Genomic DNA, 18,293 nt, shown 5'->3' on the forward strand with positions numbered 1-18,293 from the left:
GGTGCAAGGTCGCTCAGAGCGGTGCTTTATTCCAAAGTGATGTGGTTATCCTTGATGACCTTGGCCCAGCGTGCGCTGTCGGCCTGCACCATGGCGGAGAACTGGGCAGGCGTCTGCGCCTTGGCGGGCTCCACGCCCTGCTTGGCCAGGCTGGCGATCACCTCGGGATTCTGGATGGCGCGGTTGAAGGCCTGGTTGATCCTGCCGACCAGCTCGGGCTTCATGCCGGCCGGGCCATAGACGCCGAACCAGGTGACCGAGGAATAGCCGGGCAGACCCGATTCGACCACCGTGGGCAGATTCGGGGCCAACGTGCTGCGCTTGTCACCGGTCACGGCCAGGGCCCGCAGGCGGCCGCTGGCCACATGAGGCATACCGGTCGGAATGGAGTCGAACAGCAGGTGCACTTGGCCGGCGGCCAGATCGGTGATCGACTGCGCCGTGCCCTTGTAGGGCACATGGGTGAGCTGAATGCCGGCCTGCGCGGCAAAGGCGGCCGTGTTCAGGTGCACGATGGTGCCGTTGCCGCTGGTGGCGTAGTTGAGCTTGCCGGGGTTGGCCTTGGCATGGGCAATCAGCTCCTGCACGCTTTTAACCGGCAGCGAGGGCGTGATCAGCAGCACGCTGGCCGCGTCGGCCGTGTGGGCGATGGGAGTGAAGTCCTTGTCCGCCTTGTAGGCCAGCTTGGGCATCAAATGCGGCGAGATGGCATGCGTGCTGCTGGTAGTGAACAGCAAGGTGTAGCCGTCGGCCGCCGCCTTGGCGGCTTCGGCCGTGCCAATGGTGCCGCCGGCCCCCGGCCGGTTGTCGAGGATCAGCGGCTGGCCCAGCTCTTGCGATACACGTTGCGCAATCACACGCGCCACCAGATCGGTTGCCCCGCTGGGCGGGAAAGGCACGATCACCCGTACCGGACGGTTGGGCCAGGCGGCCTCACCCTGGGCCAGAGCCGGCAACGCCAGCAGAGCACCGGCCAGAGCCGCTGCGGTCTGAAACCAGTGACGGCGCATCGTTGAAACAGTAGATCGTGCCCGCATGGCAACTCCCGGTGAGATGGCAGCTTGTTCGAAAGGGGTTGCCGCTGCCTGGCGACAATCAAACACGCCATCTTAAAAAGTCCAGACGTTTGCCGCTATCGGCAAATTTGCAAGCCGTCGTTGCCAAAAAAGCAAAGCGAGCACAATGGCGATTTGCACCCACCGCTTGCCATGCCCGATTCCCGCCATTTGCTGCTGCAAGACACTGCACTGCGCTACTTTCACGAAGTCGCGCAAGGCGGCTCGCTGACCGAAGCCTCGGCCAAACTGCATGTGGCTGCCTCGGCCATCAGCCGCCAGATTGCGGCGCTGGAGGCGCGGCTGGGCACGCCGCTGTTCGAGCGCCACCCGCGCGGCATGGTGCTCAATGCGGCAGGCGAGATCCTGGCCGATCACGCCCGCCGCGCGGGTCTGGACGCCGAACGCGCGCTGGACGAAATCAAAGCCCTGCAGGGCCTGCGCAGCGGCAAGGTGCGCATTGCCAGTTCCGACGCCTTCGCCAGCGAATTCCTGCCACGCCTGTGCGCGGCCTTCCAGCGCGAGCACAGCGGCATCGTCTTTGAGGTGACCGTGCTACCCACGCCCGAAGTCTCCGATGCCGTGCGCGCCGGCATGGCCGACATAGGCCTGTGCTTCAGCCGGACCCCCGAGCCCGGTATTACCGTCGCCTGCCGCATGGCCGCGCCCGTGTTGGCACTGGTGGCACCCGGCCATGAGCTGGCACAGGAACGCCGCGTGACATTGGCCAGGCTGGTGCGCTACCCGCTGGCATTGACACCGCCCAGCACGGCCGTGCGCCAATTGCTGGATGCGGCCTGCAACCGCCAGGGACTGATGCTGGCGCCGGCCCTGGAAAGCAATCACGGCAAGACGCTGCTGAACTTTGCGGCCCAGGGCGTCGCGGTCGCCGTGGCCAGCGAAATCGCCGCCCGCCATATGGTGGCCACGGGTGCGCTGGTGGCCGTTGCGCTCAGCGACCGCAGCATGGATCTGCGCGATATCGAGGTACAGACCCTGGCCGGCCGCACGTTGCCGCATGCGGCACAGTCGTTTCTGGAGCTGCTTCAGCTGCGCCTGCCTGCCGCCTGGTGAGCAGAAGACCAGACGCAGCAGCCTCGTCGACTCAAGAGGCCTTCGAGCGCAGCACCATCCACAGCGACAGCGCAATCAAGCCGCCGCCCACGGCATGGGCGGCGCTCAGCGGCTCGCCCAGCAGCAGCCAGCCCCAGAGCACGGCAAACACCGGCACGATAAACGTCACCGTCAACGCTTTTTGCGGGCCTTCATCGGTAATCAGGCGGAAGTACAGCACATAGGCCAGCGCGGTGCTCAGCAGACCCAGCAGCGCCACATTACCCCAGGCCAGCAGCGGCGCAGCCTGCAGCTCCGTCATGGCCTGTGGGTGCAGAAACAGGTGCACCAGCAATGCGGGCAGCAGCACCAGCAGCGCCCCCAACTGGCTGATGAAGACGGCAGCGCGCATATCCACCGGCGCATTGGCCCCCACAAGCCGGAGTGTGAGAAAGCTGGAAAACGCATAGCAGACCGTGGCCACAAAGCAGGCGGCCATGCCACCCAGCACGGCCGTGGTGATCTCTAGCGGCCCGGCTTGGGCCAGCACTGCCACACCACAGATGCCCAGCAGCACGGCAGCAATGCGGGCGCGGGTGATGCCCTCGGCAAACACCAGCGCCCCCACCACGGTGGCCACCAGCGGCGTGGTGGCATTGAAGATGGCGCTGTAACCCGAGGGCAGCACCTGCGCGGCCAGCGAGTACATCAGAAAAGGAATGCCGGAGTTGATGACGCCCAGCGCCAGCAGCGGCCACAGATAACGCCCCAGCCGTGGGCGGTATCCCAGAACGAACAAGGCAGCACCCAGGCCCAGCGTGGAAAACAGGCCGCGCCCCACCGCCGTGGGCACTGCGCCCAGATGGGGAACCGCTATACGCATGAACAAAAAGCTGCCGCCCCAGAGGGCGGCGAGTGCAATCAGTCGAATCAGGCTGCTCAAGGTCATGACTGGGCATTGTGCACAGCCTTGTGCCTTTCAGCCTGTCACAGTACCTTCAAGCAGCGATCAATGAATCTGCGCCAGCACATCGTCGAGCGTGGCACCGGCATCCTGCGGCACGGCCGGCGTGGGCTGTGGGAGCCGGTAGATGCTGGAGTCCGTATGAACCAGGCCCAGATCATGGCGCTGGCCAGCCAGATAGTCTTGCACCGACTCCAGCACGATGGGGCTGCGGTGCAGATGGGCCGTGGCCTTGAGCTCATCGAGCGTAAGCCAGACGCTGCGCACAATGCCATCGTCCAGCGCGCAGTGGGCGTGATGCATGCCCAGCTCGCCCGTGAAGGCAAAGCGCAGATAGGTGATGTCAGAGCCGGTGCGCGTGCGCACAAAGCGGTTCATATAGATGCCAACCAGCGCCGTGGGCGTGAAGCTGTAGGCGGTCTCTTCCAGCACCTCGCGCACGCAGGCATCGATGGGGCTTTCGGCAGGGTCGAGGTGACCTGCAGGCGTATTCAGCCGCAGTCCATCTGCCGTTTGTTCTTCTACCAGCAAAAAACGGCCATCGCGCTCGATGATGGCCGAGACGGTGACATTGGGTTTCCAGCGATTGGGCATGGGCGGCATTATCCTTGCCCTGCCCAGAAAACTGGTCAGATTATTCCCACCATATAGAGGGCACTCTCTCCATAACTGGCCAAATGTTGCTGCTGCGCTGCACTTGCCACATTCTCGGCCTTATAGCCTTGACGTTCCCAGTAAAGCTGTGAGCCCTGCACCGACACCAGCGCCGTGCGCTGCACACCGCGCTCCCGGGCCTGCGTCTTGACTGCCTGCACCATGCGCTGCGCCAGCCCCTGGCCTGCAGCCACTGATGACACGGCCATATCGTGCAGATACAACACGCTGGCGTCTGCATAGTCGGCAAAGTCACCGTTAAGCGGCGTAATGGCACCGGGGCGCGACCAATAGGCAGCCAGATAGGCCACCAGTTCGCCGCCCTGCTCAGCCGCCCAGGAGCAATGCCCCACGCCCTGCAAACGGCGCGCAAACACCTCGCCCGGCTCAGCAAAACCATCGCCATAGCACTGGGCCTGTATGCGCAGCACAGCATTCACATCTGCCACGCCCAGCGCACGCAGCTGAATTGGCATCAACTCTGACATTTCAAACTCTTAAATCAATAGCTACCAGCGCCTGTCAATAAAGGGCTAGAAGCCAATTTCACTTAAATTTACTATTGACAGCTTAGCAAGTCCCTCATGTCACTGTCTGGCGCAGGCACTATCATAATGATAATGATTCTCAATTGGATTCAGCCTGCCTGAATCCATAACATCGAGCTATCGACTCAGGAAAATGCCATGACACGTTTGATTCAGGCCATGCGCCAAAACAAGCTCACGCTGAGCAAAACCATCAGCTACTACTTTATCCACATCACCGTGGCCGCCTGCGTGGCCTATGCCGTGACGGGGAACCTGCTGGCCTCGCTCACCCTCAGCCTGCTGGAGCCCACGGTTCAGGCCTTTGCCTTTTTCTTCCATGAAAAAGCCTGGGAGCGCCGCCTGAAAAAACAGGAGCAGAAAGCGCTTGCTGCACAAGCCTAAGCACATAAAAGGCCCTTATGAATACCAGCAACCCTGCCACTTTTACGCATTGGCTGCTGCAGTCACTGGCCACGCTGGGCGATTGCAACGGGCAGCTTGCCGACCTGTAGAAATCATGTGCACAAGCCTGCATTGAGCCTCTTGATAAATTAAGGATTCAGCTGGTTTCTTTCAAGTCTCTTATTGCAAGCCGCTGAAAATTTCTGAGTGCAGCTATCAGAAACAAGGCCTATCTGTGGATAACTATCGCACAAGCCTCTGCCAAGTAAGCGCCCATGGGTTTGCGGCTATTTCCCAAAGCCAGCACGCGACCAACAATGCGAAGAACTCCAGGAGTTCCCATGCAGCTTGCAGATACCCAGACTTCGGCATCCGCCACGCCTCATGATGCGCAGTGGCTGGCCGCCCACTGGATGCCCTTCACCGGCAACCGCGACTTCAAGGCCAAGCCGCGCATCATTACCGCCGCACAGGGCGCGTATTACACGGATGCCGACGGTCGCCGTATATTTGATGGCCTCTCGGGCCTGTGGTGCAGCGGCCTGGGCCATGGCCGACGCGAGATTGCCGAGGCCATTGGCAAAGCAGCGCTGCAGCTGGATTACGCCCCGGCGTTTCAGTTTGGCCACCCTGCATCATTCGAGCTGGCCAATCGCATCATCAAGCTGATGCCCCAAAGCTCAAGCCACCGGCTAGAGCATGTGTTCTTCACCGGCTCGGGCTCAGAAGCCGCTGACACCTCGCTCAAAATGGCTCGCGCCTATTGGCGGGCCAAGGGCCAGGGCACAAAAACCAGGCTGATTGGCCGCGAAAAAGGCTACCACGGGGTGAACTTTGGCGGCATTTCCGTCGGCGGCATGGTGGGCAACCGCAAGACTTTTGGCCAAGGCATTGAGGCCGATCATCTGCCCCATACCCAGCCACCGCCGGGATCGTTTTACCAAGGCATGCCGCAGACGGATGGCAAGGCACTAGCCGAGCGCCTGCTGGATCTCATCGCCCTACATGACGCCAGCAATATCGCCGCCGTGATTGTGGAGCCCATGTCCGGCTCTGGCGGCGTGGTGATTCCGCCCGCAGGCTATCTGCAGCGCCTGCGCGAGATCTGTACCCAGCACAGCATTTTGTTGATTTTTGATGAAGTCATCACCGGCTTTGGCCGTCTGGGTGCCATGACGGCAGCCGAAGCCTTTGGCGTGACGCCAGACATCATGAACATCGCCAAACAAGTGACCAATGGCGCACAGCCGCTGGGTGCCTGCGTGGTGACGCCCGAGATTTACAACAGCTTCATGGCCGCAGGCGGTCCCGAGTACATGCTGGAGTTTGCCCATGGTTATACCTACAGCGCCCACCCCGTGGCCTGCGCCGCTGGCATTGCCTCGCTGGATTTACTGGAGAAAGAAGACGGCCCGGGCCGCGTCAAGGCGCTGGCCCCGTTCTTTGAGCAGGCCGTGCACAGCCTCAAGGGCGCAAAGCATGTGCTGGATATTCGCAACATCGGCCTGGCTGCCGGGCTGACGATTGAGCCCTTGCCCGGCGAGCCCGCAAAGCGCCCCTACGAGATTGCGATGAAGTGCTGGGATGCCGGCTTTTACGTGCGCTATGGCGGCGACACCATTCAACTGGCACCGCCCTTTATCAGCGAAAAAGCGGAGATTGAGCGCCTGATCAATGCCTTAGGCGATGCGCTGCAAACGACTGACTGAAATATCAAATCAATAGCTTCTTGCGCTTATGAAATAAGCACGAGAAGTTATTTTCATCCTCAATCAGGAAAGCTGTGCGGCAAGCGCTTCGTACTCCGCCACGGGTACTTCTTCCGCACGGCGCTGCACGTCGAACTCACCCGCGAAGCCCTTTTCTTCCAGCCACTTGCCCAGCGTATTACGCAAGATCTTGCGGCGCTGGCTGAAGGCCACACGCACCAGCTCTTCCAGTAGCTGGGGGTTGAGTTCCGCAGGCTTCTCACGCGGAATCATGCGCACCACGGCGCTATCGACCTTGGGCGGAGGGTTGAAGCTGCCCGGCGGCACAAACAGCACGTCTTCCATGGCGTAGCGCCACTGCAGCATGACCGACAGGCGGCCATAGGCGGAATTGCCCGCATCGGCCACCATGCGGTCAATCACCTCTTTTTGCAACATGAAGTGCTGGTCTTGCACCACATCCACCTGCTCCAGCAGATGGAACAAGATGGGGCTGGAGATGTTGTAGGGCAGGTTGCCCACCACGCGCAGCTTGGGCACGCCCAGACGCGCCGCCAGAGCTCGGAAATCGACCTTGAGCACGTCGGACTCGACCACATCCAGATCGTCGCGCAAACGCAGACGGGCCGCTAGGTCACGATCAAGCTCGATCACGGTGAGCTTGCCCAGACGCTCGACCAGCGGCTGCGACAGCGCCATGAGGCCGGGGCCGATTTCGACCATGGGCTGGCCCGCCTCGGGGTTGATGGCGTCAACAATGCTGTCGATGATGGCGCCATCCGTCAGGAAGTTCTGGCCAAAACGCTTGCGTGGAATATGTTTCATGAATGCGAAAGCGGTGCCTGAGCACCGCTTGAAAGCTGTGGGATTGTGAGTGCCCGATGCCGAATGATGACATTAGCAGGCACTTCAAGTGAACTGCATGGGCTTATTGAGGTGGCTCGCGGTACTCAACAAAGGCCTTGCCTCGCAGCTCTTTGAGCCAGGTGTCATAGTCTTGTTCGGCCTTGCGCTCACGCACGACGTTACGCACCATTTCGCGCTGCTCGCGCTCGGTCAGCTTTTCCTGACGACGCTCGATCAACTGAATCAGGTGCACGCCAAAGCGCGACACGACAGGGGCACTGATCTCGCCGGGCTGCAAGTTGTTGAGCACGCGCTCGAACTCCGGCACATACTGGCCGGGCGAAGACCAGCCCAGATCACCGCCATTGCGTGCGCTGCCATCCTTGGAGAACTCCTGCGCCAGTTGCTGGAAGGTCGCCTGACCCGCCTGCACGCGACGCTTGTAGTCTTCGAGGCGCTTTGCGGCCTGCGCTTCAGTCATGCCATCACCCACGGTCAACAGAATATGGCGTGCATGGTTTTGCGTGATGAAAGCGGCTGCAGCGCCGGCCTGCGACTTTTCCAGCACCTTGAGCACGTGAAAGCCCGCGCCGGAGCGAAACGGCCCCACTACAGTGCCCTTAGCGGCAGAGCCCACTTGCTGAACGAACAACTCAGGATATTCGCTGACGGGGCGCATGCCCATGGCACCCCCGCCCTGACCATTAGGCACATCCGAGAATTCATGCACAGCAGCCACAAAGTCAGCGTTGCTGCGAGCGGCCTCTGCTGCTTTCTTGGCCTTGGCTTCACGCTCGGCGACCACCGCAGCGCTGGCGTTTTCAGGCACGGTGATCAGGATGTGACCCAAATTGGCCATGGCACCCGCAGCAGCGGCATCGCCGGGGCGCTTTTGCTCCTTGAGATAGCGATCGATATCGGCTTCCGTGACCTTGACCTTGCCGTCCACATCACGTTCACGCACGCGCTGCATCTGCATCTGGCCACTGATTTCAGCGCGGAACTGCGCCTCCGAAATGCCATCGGCCTTGAGGCGAGCCAGCAAACCGGCCATGTCCGTATTGTTCTGGCGGGCCACATTGGCCACGGCCTGATCAACAGTCAGCTTGTCCACATTGATGCCGGTGTCCCGGGCTTCCTGCAACTGCACGCGCTCTACCACCAGACGCTCCAGCACCTGGCGAGCCAGCTCGCTCTGGGGCGGAAGCTGACCACCCTGCTCAGTCACGTTCTGCGCCACGCGCTCCATGCGCGCGCGTACTTCGTTGTTGGTGATGGGTTCAGAATTCACCACAGCCACGATGTAATCAGCCGAGCGAATACCGCTTGCTGCGGCCGGAGCCTGACGGGCCGAAGGCTTACCAGTGGCCTCCAGAGCACGCGAGAGCGACGCATCATTGCCAGCCTTGGCCTTGCCGGGAGTCTTCAGAGACTGAGCCTGCACACCGGCAGCCATCACAGCCAAAGCCATGGCCACAGCACATGCATTGGTTGTCTTGGAGAAAAAACGCATGAAAAAGCCTTGATTAATCGTAATTGGTAAAGCGGCTGGGCGGAGTCACCGCCTCACGCAGATATTGGTAGCGCGGCACATTTTGCTTGAGACTTGTCGTGGGATCCGCACCAAAGCTCAGGCGCGAGAAGCCGACGAACTCGACCTGGAACAGCAGACGCAGATTGGACTGGACGACCGAGCTTTGCAGGCGCTCCAGCACCACGCGGCCAATCCAGCAGCAGCCGTCGTATTCAAAACCCACGACGGTATCGACCAGCTTGTTGTCCTTGATCGAGTAGTTCAGACGCCCCACGGCATACCAGCGGCCACCACCCTGACCCCGGCCTGCACCCAGATCCTTGCCCTTGTCGCCCCAGAGATCATTGATGGGCCATTGCCAGCCCACATCCACCAGTTCACTGGAAGGCTTTCTGGTCTGCGTATCAAGCTGGGTACGGTAGCCAATATTGAAAGTACGGTAGTTACCAGGGCTGTAGCGCGCCGTGGCCGTGGTCCGAACCGTACGGCCAATGTCCTTGTTGTACTGGGTCGTGCCTTCCAGCGACCATTTATCGGTCCAGTTGAAGGCCGCACCCAGCAGAACATCAGACAATTTGCTGGTGGCCGCGACCTCTCCGGGCAGCAGCACGCGCTGATCGGACAAACGCACACGCTGGGCAATCGCAAACTTGAGCTTTTCCGCACCACTTTCCGGGTCGATAAAGCGTGAAGTTGCCCCCAGTGTCAGCAAATGGTTGTCGGCGATACGGTCCTGCCCGACGTAATCATTCTCGGAAAAAATACTCGCAAAGTTGAAGTCACTGCGGCTGGTGTCATACAGCGGCAGCATGCTCTGGTTGCGGTATGGCGTGTAAGTGTAGAAAGCGCGTGGCTCAAAGGTCTGCAGCAAATTTTTGCCAAACCAGGCGGTGTCGCGCTCAAAAAACAGACCGCTGTCCAGACTGAAAGTCGGCAGCGTGCGATTAGCGCTCTTGCTGCCATCACTCATCAGCTGATCTGTCTGATACATCGCTGTATGCAGCAATACCTTGGGTGTAATGAAGGCACCGGGCGACAAGAAGGGCCGGCTCAGCTGAGCCTGTACATAGCTGCGCTGACCGTTATTTCCGACTTGCCCAGCAATCGGCCGGATCAACTCAAAGCGAGTCGTATCTGCCACCAGCGTGAAATCCAGCCCATGCGGCAGGTCCAGCGGTGTGTAGCGGTACTGCAGCTGCGGCACCATGCTGTAGGGCGGCGCAATCGGCGATGTCAAATCCTGCTGCACCTGATAGCGCAGCACATTCAGGCTCAACACACCGTCGCCCTTGGCCCAGCTCAGATTGGCAGTGCTGGGCAGCAGGCGCTGGCGCAATGCCACGGGAGCTAGGCGGAAGTCACGCCAGTAATCGCCGTCGCTGACACGGTTCAGGTTCATGCTCAGACCCAGCCCACCCACAGGCGTGTCAAAGCTCGTGCGATGCTGCCACGAATAGCCCCAGCGATCCCGATTTCGCAAGTTGTCGCCGGGCATGTAGCTGGCATAGGTCTCGCCGGAGTAACCTGGCTCCAGATAGCGAAATTGCCCCGTCAGATTCACGCCGCGCTTGGTCATCAGCGTGGGAACGATGGTCATGTCGCGGTTGGGCGCGATATTCCAGTAATAAGGCTGCGAATATTCGATACCGCCCAGCTTGTCCATGCCAATCATGGGTGGCAGCAAACCAGACTTGCGCTTGTCCGATAACGGAAAGCTCATGCGCGGCACAGGCAGAACGGTCACGCCCTTGAACTGCAACCGAGCTCCTTCAGCCACACCCACTTCTTCGGCCATGTCCAGATGAATGACCTTGGCCTTGAGCATCCAGCTCGGCTCCCAGCTGGCTTCGTCATCGCGCTGACAGGTGGTGTAAGTGGCATCGTGAACAATCGAGTGGTCTTTATCGACAAAATCCACCCGCGACGATTCGCCATGACCACCATTGGCCAGAAAACGATAGTTGGCGTTATCAAACTGGCCCTTGAAGGCATCAACCTGTAAATCCAGCGCCGTGCCCTCGTAGACATTGCCGCCTTGATTGATATGGACCGAGCCCACGGCCTTGACCTTGTCGTCCGGAACACCATAGTCCAGCTTCTCAGCGCGAATCGAGGTATCGCCACGGCGCAGTTCAGCATCGCCATGTACCGAGGCCTTGATATCGGGCTGGCCAGACAGGCTGTCACCCTTGAGATAGACCGGCTGCTGGTCGCGTACGTCCTGCGGATAGCTTTCCTGCAACAGGCTGCTGGATTTGAGTTCCAGCGTCGGCAGTGCGTCACCGACGCTGGGCGCGGACGACTCAGCCGGTGCCGCAGGCTGCGCATACGCCTGCATGCCCGTGCCGGCCCATGCCAGTGCCACAGCCCATGCCAGAGGGCGAATCACCGGCCGAGTGCCTCCCACGCGCGTCAAACGAGCGGAGCTGGCGGGTTGAAAATCTCGTGGATGGGATGGGGATTGCACGATGATCAAAAGCGTCAAAAGCGCGCATGCGCAGGCATACGTCAACAGAAAACCGAGAGCCTAGCACCACTGTCCGAAGACGGGTTGGCATCGGTTTGTAAAATCCGATTATCCATGACCGCTTCAATCACCCCCACAGACGGCGTTGCCTGGGCAGATTCTGCCCGCCACGCTGCTTTCGACGCCTGGCTGGCTCCGCTCGCTGCAAAGCACCAGGTGCTTCCTACAACTCTGCGCCCCGCCTCGGCCGATGCGAGCTTTCGCCGCTATCTGCGGCTGGATCGCGCCGATGGCAGCAGCCTGATTATCATGGACGCCCCCCCTGACAAGGAAGACTGCGCGCCGTTCGTCAAGGTGCAAGGCCTGATGGCTCAGGCCGGTCTGTGCGTGCCCCAAATTCTGGAATGGGATGCCGTCAATGGCTTCATGTTGCTCAACGACCTGGGCAGCCAGACCGTCATCGAAGCACTGAACCCCGAAAAGCCCCAGGACGCCGAAGGCTGGTATCGCTCTGCCCTTGAGACCTTGCTGGACTGGCAACTGGCCTCCAAGGCCGGCAATACAGGCAATCTGCCGATTTACAATGAGGCCCTGCTGCGCCGCGAGCTGCAGTTGTTTCCCGATTGGTACATTGGCCAGCACCGCAAGTTCACGCTGGACGACAAGCAGCAGGCCTTGATAAGCAAGACCTTCGACCAGATCGTCGCCCACAACCTGCAAGCGCCCAGCGTCTATGTGCACCGTGATTTCATGATGCGCAACCTGATGCAGCCTGTGACCAGCGGCGCACCCCTGGGTGTGCTGGACTTTCAGGACGCGGTCTACGGCCCCATCACTTATGACATTGCCAGCTTGCTGCGCGATGCTTTCATCAGCTGGGAAGAAGACTTCATCATCGACATCACCATCCGCTACTGGGAAAAGGCCCGCAAGGCGGGCCTCGTCGGCGCCAACAGTGCCAGCGGCTGGGGTGATGACTTTGGAGAGTTCTACCGCGGCGTGGAATGGATGGGTCTGCAGCGCCACCTGAAAGTGGCCGGCATCTTTGCCCGACTCACGCTGCGCGACGGCAAGCCTAAATATCTGGCCGATGCACCGCGTTTCATCCACTACATCCGCACCACCTGCGATCGCTACCGCGCTCTGGGCCCATTCCTCAAGTTGATCGATGAGATCGAGGGAATCCAGACTCAGGTGGGCTATGCCTACGGCCGGATGTAAGCAACATAAAACAATAGCGGCTAGCGTTTTTTGAGTATGAATTTCAGTATCAAAAAGGTCTGAGGTCATTGTTCAAAGAGCGCAAGCCGCTTCACTTTTGAAGAACATGCCCCGTTTTCATTGCCCCACGCCCTTGCTCCTGGGTGCCGAGCTGGACCTGCCCGCAGGCGCAGCTCGCCATGTGCAAGTGCTGCGCCACCAGCCCGGCGATGTCATCACCCTGTTTGAAGGCCAGACCGGCAACGGTTTTACCGGTGGTGAATTCCAGGCCTCCATCACCCACATGGGCCGCAGCGATGTGGGCGTGCGCGTAGACAGCCACAGCCCTGTAGAGCGCGAAGCCCCGCGTGCCATCCACCTCGTCGTGGGCATGCCCGCCAATGAGCGCATGGACTGGCTGGTGGAAAAAGCCACCGAGCTGGGCGTGGCCAGCATTCAGCCCGTAATGGCTGCGCGCAGCGTGCTCAAGCTCAAGGGCGACCGCGCTGACAAGAAAATCGAGCGCTGGCAGTCCATCGCCGTTTCGGCCTGCGAGCAATGCGGCCGCAATCAGGTGCCTGTCATCCACCCCCCCCAATCACTGGCCGACTGGCTGCGCAGCAAAGATGCGCCTCCAGCCGATGCCATCCGCCTCGTGCTATCCCTGCGCGAAGGCAACCAGCCACTGCGACTGGCCGCTGGCGATGCAAAGGCCGTCTGGGTGCTTCACGGCCCCGAAGGCGGCCTGACCGCGCAAGAGGAAGACTGGGCGCTGGCACAAGGCTGGAAGCCTGCCAGCCTCGGCTCCCGCGTGTTGCGCGCCGAAACGGCCTCTGTCGCCGCCCTTTCACTGCTGGCACTGGAGTAAATCAATGAGCAGCTGTCACCTCTCTCTGGCCAAGCCCGAGTTTTATTCGCAGAACTTTCGTGTCGATGCACCAGAAGTTCTGCCCGAAAAAATCATCACCCCGCGTCGCTCGGGCTGCATCATCGTCAATGCAGCCGCAGAATCTTCTGCAGCGCTTTTAGGACGTACGTTTACAGCTCCTGAAGAAGGAGCTCCCACATTGCCCGTAGAGCGCGTGCTGGTAGCTGCAAGCTTTGGCCTGGTGCCCAGCTGGGTCAAGTCCGCGTCTGACGGCCGCCTGCGCGCGCTCAAACTGGTCACCGCCAAGATTGATAGCCTGACCACCGGCACGGCATTTCGCGACGCCTGGCTGGCTGGCCAGCGCTGCATCGTGCCGCTGCAATCGTTCCAGGTCGATGACGTGCGATCCGGCAAGCCCGTGCCTACCCGCATCACCCGCGTGGACAACAACCCCATGGGCGCTGCAGGCGTCTGGGCCCGCTGGGTGGGTGAAGACGGTGAAATCATCACCAGCTACGCCATCATCACCGTTAACGCCAATGCCCATGCGCTGATGAACCGCTACGGCCACGCCGGTAACGACAAGGCCATGCCCGCCATCTTGAACGAAGGCTCGTACGACGCATGGCTCAATGCCAAGGTCAACAAGGCCAAAGAGTTTCTGCGTGCCTACCCCACAGAAAAGCTGCGCGCCAACCCTGTGGAAAAAGGCCGCAAGCAACCACCTCCGCAGTTCTAAAAGACGCCAAGAGTCGTTATGCAGCAGGAAACTGCTGGTTCAACCACTGCTCCAGTCGCGCAAACACCGGCGCAGCCAGCTCGGGGCTTTCGTTGAAGATCTCGTGGTAGGCCTGGTCAAAGCACTGGGCCTGCAGCACGGCGGCTGGTGCATGCTCGGCCAGCAAGGCGCTGCCAACGGGGTTGACCAGTTTGTCCTGCCCTGCCCACATCAGCAGCGTGGGCACGCTCCAGTGGCGTGCCTTGGCCTGCACCCGGCTACCGCCGCTCCCCATATAGCCCGCCAGTCTGGCGCTGATGCGGTTGTGCTGCAGGGCGTCGTCATCATAGGCCTTGACCACAGCGGCATCGTGCGAGAGATAGCGCGACTGCACGCCATTGGCAATGCGCAGATTTGGCAGCAGCTTGGGCAGATATTCCATCAAGATTTTTTGCACCCCAGACAGATGCAATGCCAGCGCTGGCGATGAGAGCACCAGTGCATCGACATGGCGCATGCCTGCTGCTACAAAATCTGCAGCTACCAGCCCGCCAAGACTGTGGCCTAGCAGCACCAAAGGCTGTTGATACGGCATGGAGGCACGCGTGGCGTCCATCACCACGGCCAGATCGCCAAGCAGCCTTGTATCGCTGCTCAGCCCGCCACGCGGCCCGCCAGAGAGGCCGTGACCATAGTGGTCATAGGCCCGCACCGCAAAGCCCCATTCGTTGAGAGTGCGCGCCAGCGCTTCGTAGCGCCCACCATGCTCCCCCAGCCCGTGGACGATGAGCACCGTGGCCCGTGCCCGGGTGCTGGCTGCTACCGGCCAGTCACGCAGGCAAAGCTGCGTACCGTCGGGGGCGGCCAGATGGCTGATCTGCATGACTGGAAGAGCGGCATTCATGCAAGCAGCATGCAAGCCGCTGGGCGGCGCGTCAATCCGTAAAGACGCAGCCGCTTCGCTTAGCAACTCATCAAGTTGAATAGCAGCTACCGCATGAAGACATTGCGCTGCAGCCTAATTCGATACTGAAATCAGGCCTGTTCAGGTTCTGCCTGCGCACGCGCCATGGCGGCAATCACTTCGGCCACAGAAGCCGTGAGCTTCTTGGCGTAAGGCACATGCAGGAACTCGTTAGGACCGTGGGCATTGCTCTTGGGGCCCAGCACGCCGCAAACCATCATCTGCGCCTTGGGAAAGCCCTTGCTCAGCATATTCATCAACGGAATCGTGCCGCCTTGGCCGATATAGCCGCAGCCCGCACCAAAGTGCGCCTGACTTGCTGAGTTCAGCGCTTTTTCAAACCAGTGATCCATGCCCGGCGCATTCCAGCCGCTGGAGCTGGACAGGCCTTCCCAGGTCACTTTGGCTTCATAAGGTGCGTTGTCTTCCAGCAAGGCCTTCATCTCCTGCACACAGGCCGCAGCATCCACCAGCGGAGGCAGGCGCAGGCTGAGCTTGAAGGCCGTGTAGGGCCGCAGCACATTGCCCGCGTTCTGCAGGCTGGGCATGCCTTCCACACCCGTCACGCTCAGCGTGGGCACCCAGGTGCGGCGCACCAGTGCTTCGACCGGATCAGTGGTTGTGGGCAAGGAGATTCGCGCCGAGCCGCCGCAGTCATAGTGCGCCCAGGGAAAGCGGGCATAGGCGTCCTCGCCCAGAATATCCGCCGTGGCGCGAATTTGCGTCATGCGCTCGGCGGGCACGTCGCAGTGAAAGCTCTCGGGCAGCACGCGGCCGTTCTTGCTGTCTTCGAGACGGTCCAGCACCTGGCGCATGATGCGGAAGGACGATGGCACCACGCCCGAGGCATCGCCCGAGTGCACGCCTTCGCTCAAAATCTGAACCTTCAGCGTGCCGCTGGCCATACCGCGCAGGCTGGTTGTGAGCCACAGCTGGTCGTAATTGCCAGCGCCGCTGTCAAGGCAGATCACCAGACCCACATCACCCAGACGCGGACGTAATGCATCCACATAGGGCAGCAGGTCGGCCGAGCCGCTTTCCTCGCAGGTTTCGATGATACCGACGATGCGCGGATGGGGCACGTTCTGGCGCTTGAGTTCCTGAATCGCGGCCACGCTGGCATAGACGGCATAGCCATCATCGGCACCGCCACGGCCATAGAGCTTGCCGTCTTCATACTTGGGCGTCCACGGGCCCAGGTCGCTGCGCCAGCCTTCAAATTCGGGCTGCTTGTCCAGGTGCCCGTACATCAGCACCGTGGGGCTGGTCGATGCTTTGTCCGCCGTGCCCTCCACCTCAAAAAAGATGAGCGGCGTGCGGCCAGGCTGTTGAATCACCTCCAGCTTCAGGCCCGCAACTTTCTGCGCTTCCACCCAGGTGGCTGCATTGCGCAGCACGGTGGCGATATGGCCTTGCTGCTCCCAGTCGGGCGCAAACATGGGCGATTTGGCCGGAATGGTGATGTAGTTCGTCAGCTCGGGCAGGATGCTCTGATCCCACTGCTGGTTGATGTGCTGCAGTGCATCTTGCGGCTGCAGCAGATTGGCGGGAGTGCGTGCGTTCATGGTCGGCTCCTTCAATAACGGGGCGGCGAGCCATGACAGGCCCGCGCCATGCCCGTGATTGTGCGCCAATGGCAGCAAGCTACGCCGCAGGCATTGGCATAGTCGGTGAAGGCTTAACGCAGCGCCACCGCCCCCCGCTCCAGCTGAAAGCGCGATACCGCGTGCAGCAAGCCCTCGGCCTGCTGGCGCAGACCCTCGGCAGCCGCTGCGCTTTCTTCCACCAGCGCAGCGTTTTGCTGGGTGGCCTGATCCATCTGCGTGACGGCTTCACCCACCTGGGCCACGCCCGCGCTCTGCTCGTTACTTGCTGCGCTGATCTCACCCATGATGTCTGTGACGCGGCGAATGGCCTGAACGATCTCGCCCATGGTGCTGCCGGCCTGGTCGGCCAGCGCACTACCGTCTTCCACGCGCTCCACGCTGGCGGTGATGAGCTGCTTGATTTCCTTGGCCGCATCCGCACTACGCTTAGCCAGCGCCCGCACCTCAGTCGCCACCACGGCAAAGCCACGGCCTTGCTCACCGGCACGGGCGGCTTCCACCGCAGCGTTCAGCGCCAAAATATTGGTCTGGAAGGCAATGGCATCAATCACGCCAATGATGTCGGCAATGCGCGAGCTGCTGGCGTTGATGTCCTGCATGGTCTCCACGACACGAGCCACCACGTCGCCGCCCTGCTGGGCCACCTGCGATGCGTTTTGTGCCAGCTGGTTGGCCGTCTGGGCACTGTCAGCGTTCTGACGCACGGTGGCATTGAGCTGCTCCATGCTGGCCGCTGTTTCTTCTAGCGCGCTGGCCTGGCTTTCAGTGCGGGCGGACAGGTCGGCATTGCCCTGCGCAATCTCGCTGGAGGCATGGTGCATCTCCACCGATGCGCCTTGGACGCGCTGCACCAGCTCGCGCAGCGAGCTGCGCATGGTTTGCAGGTCAGCCATCAGGCCCTGGGCCGCCAGGTTGTGACCTGTACCTGTGTTACTGAGGTCTCCATCCGCCACACGGCGCAGGGCCTGGCGGGCTTCGGCCGGGTCGCCGCCCAGCTCACGGCGCACGGTGCGCACCATCACCAAAAGCAGGGCCACCGCCACCACCACGGCCAGCAAGGCCAGTACGCCAGACCACAGCTGCATACGCTGGGCTCTGCTGCGAGTTTCCTGGTGCGAAGCCTCGGCCGCATCGCGGGCCGCCTTGAGTTCCTGCAACACGGCTTCGCGCAGCGTGCGCCAGGCTGGGGTTTCCTCGTTCTTCAGGGCTGCTGCTGCTGCGTCGTAGTCCTCACCCGCCAGCTGCGCGATTTTGTCCTGTGCTGCGGACTGTGCCTGGCGTAGAGCCTGCATGTCGCCCACGGCTGCGTCCATAGCCGTGCCCTGCACGCGCTGGCGCAGATCGGCATAGGCAGCGTCATAGGCCTGGCGGGCGTTACCCAGATTCTGCACGGCCTGCTTGTCCGACGGATCCATCACGATATTGCGCAGCGCCTGACCGGACTGCAGGCCTTGCGCATACAGCTCTTGCAGCTGCGCCACCACGGCCTGGTTGTTCTTCAGGTAATCGTTGAAGTCAGACTGGGTACGCGTGAGCCCCCATTGACTGCTAAGCAGGGCAAAAACAAACAAGGCTGCAGGAGCAGCCGAGCAAAAAATCAGACGGGAACTAAAACGCATGGCAATGCGCGCGGACAAGAGTTGTCCGCGCGTTGATTCATATCAAAAAAGGGAGTGATTGATTATGAGTCAGGCGCTTACATTTTTTTGCAATGTGCCCGCC

Annotated in this window: 16 protein-coding genes; 6 read left to right on the forward strand and 10 right to left on the reverse strand. The window is 61.1% G+C overall.

Going from position 1 to position 18,293, the window contains the following annotated elements:
• Positions 1-26: 26 nt before the first annotated feature.
• Entirely contained in the window at positions 27-1,037 is a 1,011-nt protein-coding gene (locus CLU84_RS18835) for a tripartite tricarboxylate transporter substrate binding protein (RefSeq protein WP_099739332.1), read from the reverse strand.
• Positions 1,038-1,208: 171 nt separating this feature from the next.
• Between CLU84_RS18835 and CLU84_RS18840 the strand changes: the two genes are divergently transcribed.
• Entirely contained in the window at positions 1,209-2,129 is a 921-nt protein-coding gene (locus CLU84_RS18840; RefSeq protein ID WP_099740052.1) for a LysR family transcriptional regulator, read from the forward strand.
• 31 nt (positions 2,130-2,160) lie between these two features.
• Here the strand turns inward: CLU84_RS18840 and CLU84_RS18845 are convergent, their stop codons facing one another.
• From CLU84_RS18845 to CLU84_RS18855, 3 genes are read right to left on the reverse strand one after another with little or no spacing between them, the layout of a single operon-like run.
• Complete coding sequence (locus CLU84_RS18845; protein WP_099739335.1) at positions 2,161-3,057, reverse strand: DMT family transporter; 897 nt, start codon at positions 3,055-3,057, stop codon at positions 2,161-2,163.
• Positions 3,058-3,117: 60 nt separating this feature from the next.
• The gene (locus tag CLU84_RS18850) at positions 3,118-3,675 is read right to left on the reverse strand and encodes an NUDIX hydrolase (RefSeq protein ID WP_099739338.1); all 558 of its coding nucleotides are present in this window, start codon (positions 3,673-3,675) and stop codon (positions 3,118-3,120) included.
• Positions 3,676-3,701: 26 nt separating this feature from the next.
• Complete coding sequence (locus CLU84_RS18855; RefSeq protein WP_099739341.1) at positions 3,702-4,214, reverse strand: GNAT family N-acetyltransferase; 513 nt, start codon at positions 4,212-4,214, stop codon at positions 3,702-3,704.
• Positions 4,215-4,412: 198 nt separating this feature from the next.
• Between CLU84_RS18855 and CLU84_RS18860 the strand changes: the two genes are divergently transcribed.
• Together CLU84_RS18860 and CLU84_RS18865 are read left to right on the forward strand one after the other, a co-directional pair.
• The gene (locus CLU84_RS18860; RefSeq protein WP_099739343.1) at positions 4,413-4,658 is read left to right on the forward strand and encodes a DUF2061 domain-containing protein; all 246 of its coding nucleotides are present in this window, start codon (positions 4,413-4,415) and stop codon (positions 4,656-4,658) included.
• Positions 4,659-4,999: 341 nt separating this feature from the next.
• Positions 5,000-6,367, forward strand: coding sequence for an aspartate aminotransferase family protein (locus CLU84_RS18865; RefSeq protein ID WP_099739345.1), 1,368 nt, complete (start codon positions 5,000-5,002; stop codon positions 6,365-6,367).
• A 63-nt stretch (positions 6,368-6,430) separates the two neighbouring features.
• On the opposite strand, the gene rsmA is transcribed toward CLU84_RS18865, so the two are convergent.
• The 3 genes from rsmA to CLU84_RS18880 all read right to left on the reverse strand — a co-directional run bounded on the left by rsmA (position 6,431) and on the right by CLU84_RS18880 (position 11,085).
• On the reverse strand, positions 6,431-7,192 hold the full coding sequence (rsmA, locus tag CLU84_RS18870; protein WP_099739348.1) for a 16S rRNA (adenine(1518)-N(6)/adenine(1519)-N(6))-dimethyltransferase RsmA: 762 nt from the start codon (positions 7,190-7,192) through the stop codon (positions 6,431-6,433).
• 103 nt (positions 7,193-7,295) lie between these two features.
• Positions 7,296-8,726: a peptidylprolyl isomerase gene (locus tag CLU84_RS18875; protein WP_099739350.1), complete on the reverse strand. Its 1,431-nt coding sequence runs from the start codon at positions 8,724-8,726 to the stop codon at positions 7,296-7,298.
• Between the two features lie 13 nt (positions 8,727-8,739).
• A complete protein-coding gene (locus tag CLU84_RS18880) occupies positions 8,740-11,085 on the reverse strand; it encodes an LPS-assembly protein LptD (protein WP_233210336.1) in 2,346 nt (781 codons plus the stop codon).
• Between the two features lie 243 nt (positions 11,086-11,328).
• On the opposite strand from CLU84_RS18880, the gene CLU84_RS18885 reads away from it, so the two are divergent.
• The 3 genes from CLU84_RS18885 (at position 11,329) to CLU84_RS18895 (ending at position 14,021) form a co-directional block, all read left to right on the forward strand.
• A complete protein-coding gene (locus CLU84_RS18885; RefSeq protein WP_099739353.1) occupies positions 11,329-12,435 on the forward strand; it encodes an aminoglycoside phosphotransferase family protein in 1,107 nt (368 codons plus the stop codon).
• Between the two features lie 106 nt (positions 12,436-12,541).
• Positions 12,542-13,282 (forward strand): 16S rRNA (uracil(1498)-N(3))-methyltransferase, encoded by a 741-nt coding sequence (locus CLU84_RS18890; RefSeq protein WP_099739355.1) that lies wholly within the window; start codon positions 12,542-12,544, stop codon positions 13,280-13,282.
• A 4-nt stretch (positions 13,283-13,286) separates the two neighbouring features.
• Positions 13,287-14,021 carry an SOS response-associated peptidase gene (locus tag CLU84_RS18895; protein WP_099739357.1) on the forward strand — a complete coding sequence of 245 codons (735 nt, stop codon included), beginning with the start codon at positions 13,287-13,289 and terminating at the stop codon, positions 14,019-14,021.
• A 16-nt stretch (positions 14,022-14,037) separates the two neighbouring features.
• Here the strand turns inward: CLU84_RS18895 and CLU84_RS18900 are convergent, their stop codons facing one another.
• The 3 genes from CLU84_RS18900 to CLU84_RS18910 form a co-directional block, all read right to left on the reverse strand.
• The gene (locus CLU84_RS18900) at positions 14,038-14,904 is read right to left on the reverse strand and encodes an alpha/beta hydrolase (protein ID WP_099739359.1); all 867 of its coding nucleotides are present in this window, start codon (positions 14,902-14,904) and stop codon (positions 14,038-14,040) included.
• Positions 14,905-15,035: 131 nt separating this feature from the next.
• The gene (locus CLU84_RS18905) at positions 15,036-16,529 is read right to left on the reverse strand and encodes a M20 family metallopeptidase (protein WP_099739362.1); all 1,494 of its coding nucleotides are present in this window, start codon (positions 16,527-16,529) and stop codon (positions 15,036-15,038) included.
• A 113-nt stretch (positions 16,530-16,642) separates the two neighbouring features.
• Complete coding sequence (locus tag CLU84_RS18910; RefSeq protein ID WP_099740054.1) at positions 16,643-18,190, reverse strand: methyl-accepting chemotaxis protein; 1,548 nt, start codon at positions 18,188-18,190, stop codon at positions 16,643-16,645.
• Between the last annotated feature and the right edge of the window lie 103 nt (positions 18,191-18,293).

The organism is Comamonas sp. 26 (assembly GCF_002754475.1).
Lineage (GTDB): Bacteria > Pseudomonadota > Gammaproteobacteria > Burkholderiales > Burkholderiaceae_C > Comamonas.

What these genes read in the sequence shown, in the direction of transcription:
- CLU84_RS18845 (WP_099739335.1), bottom strand. Translation starts at nt 3,057, where the DNA reads ATGACCTTGAGCAGCCTGATTCGACTGATTGCACTCGCCGCCCTCTGG.
- CLU84_RS18850 (WP_099739338.1), bottom strand. Translation starts at nt 3,675, where the DNA reads ATGCCGCCCATGCCCAATCGCTGGAAACCCAATGTCACCGTCTCGGCC.
- CLU84_RS18865 (WP_099739345.1), top strand. Translation starts at nt 5,000, where the DNA reads ATGCAGCTTGCAGATACCCAGACTTCGGCATCCGCCACGCCTCATGAT.
- CLU84_RS18855 (WP_099739341.1), bottom strand. Translation starts at nt 4,214, where the DNA reads ATGTCAGAGTTGATGCCAATTCAGCTGCGTGCGCTGGGCGTGGCAGAT.
- CLU84_RS18885 (WP_099739353.1), top strand. Translation starts at nt 11,329, where the DNA reads ATGACCGCTTCAATCACCCCCACAGACGGCGTTGCCTGGGCAGATTCT.
- CLU84_RS18895 (WP_099739357.1), top strand. Translation starts at nt 13,287, where the DNA reads ATGAGCAGCTGTCACCTCTCTCTGGCCAAGCCCGAGTTTTATTCGCAG.
- CLU84_RS18890 (WP_099739355.1), top strand. Translation starts at nt 12,542, where the DNA reads ATGCCCCGTTTTCATTGCCCCACGCCCTTGCTCCTGGGTGCCGAGCTG.
- CLU84_RS18875 (WP_099739350.1), bottom strand. Translation starts at nt 8,726, where the DNA reads ATGCGTTTTTTCTCCAAGACAACCAATGCATGTGCTGTGGCCATGGCT.
- CLU84_RS18880 (WP_233210336.1), bottom strand. Translation starts at nt 11,085, where the DNA reads ATGCAGGCGTATGCGCAGCCTGCGGCACCGGCTGAGTCGTCCGCGCCC.
- CLU84_RS18840 (WP_099740052.1), top strand. Translation starts at nt 1,209, where the DNA reads ATGCCCGATTCCCGCCATTTGCTGCTGCAAGACACTGCACTGCGCTAC.
- CLU84_RS18900 (WP_099739359.1), bottom strand. Translation starts at nt 14,904, where the DNA reads ATGAATGCCGCTCTTCCAGTCATGCAGATCAGCCATCTGGCCGCCCCC.
- CLU84_RS18910 (WP_099740054.1), bottom strand. Translation starts at nt 18,190, where the DNA reads ATGCGTTTTAGTTCCCGTCTGATTTTTTGCTCGGCTGCTCCTGCAGCC.
- rsmA (WP_099739348.1), bottom strand. Translation starts at nt 7,192, where the DNA reads ATGAAACATATTCCACGCAAGCGTTTTGGCCAGAACTTCCTGACGGAT.
- CLU84_RS18860 (WP_099739343.1), top strand. Translation starts at nt 4,413, where the DNA reads ATGACACGTTTGATTCAGGCCATGCGCCAAAACAAGCTCACGCTGAGC.
- CLU84_RS18905 (WP_099739362.1), bottom strand. Translation starts at nt 16,529, where the DNA reads ATGAACGCACGCACTCCCGCCAATCTGCTGCAGCCGCAAGATGCACTG.
- CLU84_RS18835 (WP_099739332.1), bottom strand. Translation starts at nt 1,037, where the DNA reads ATGCGGGCACGATCTACTGTTTCAACGATGCGCCGTCACTGGTTTCAG.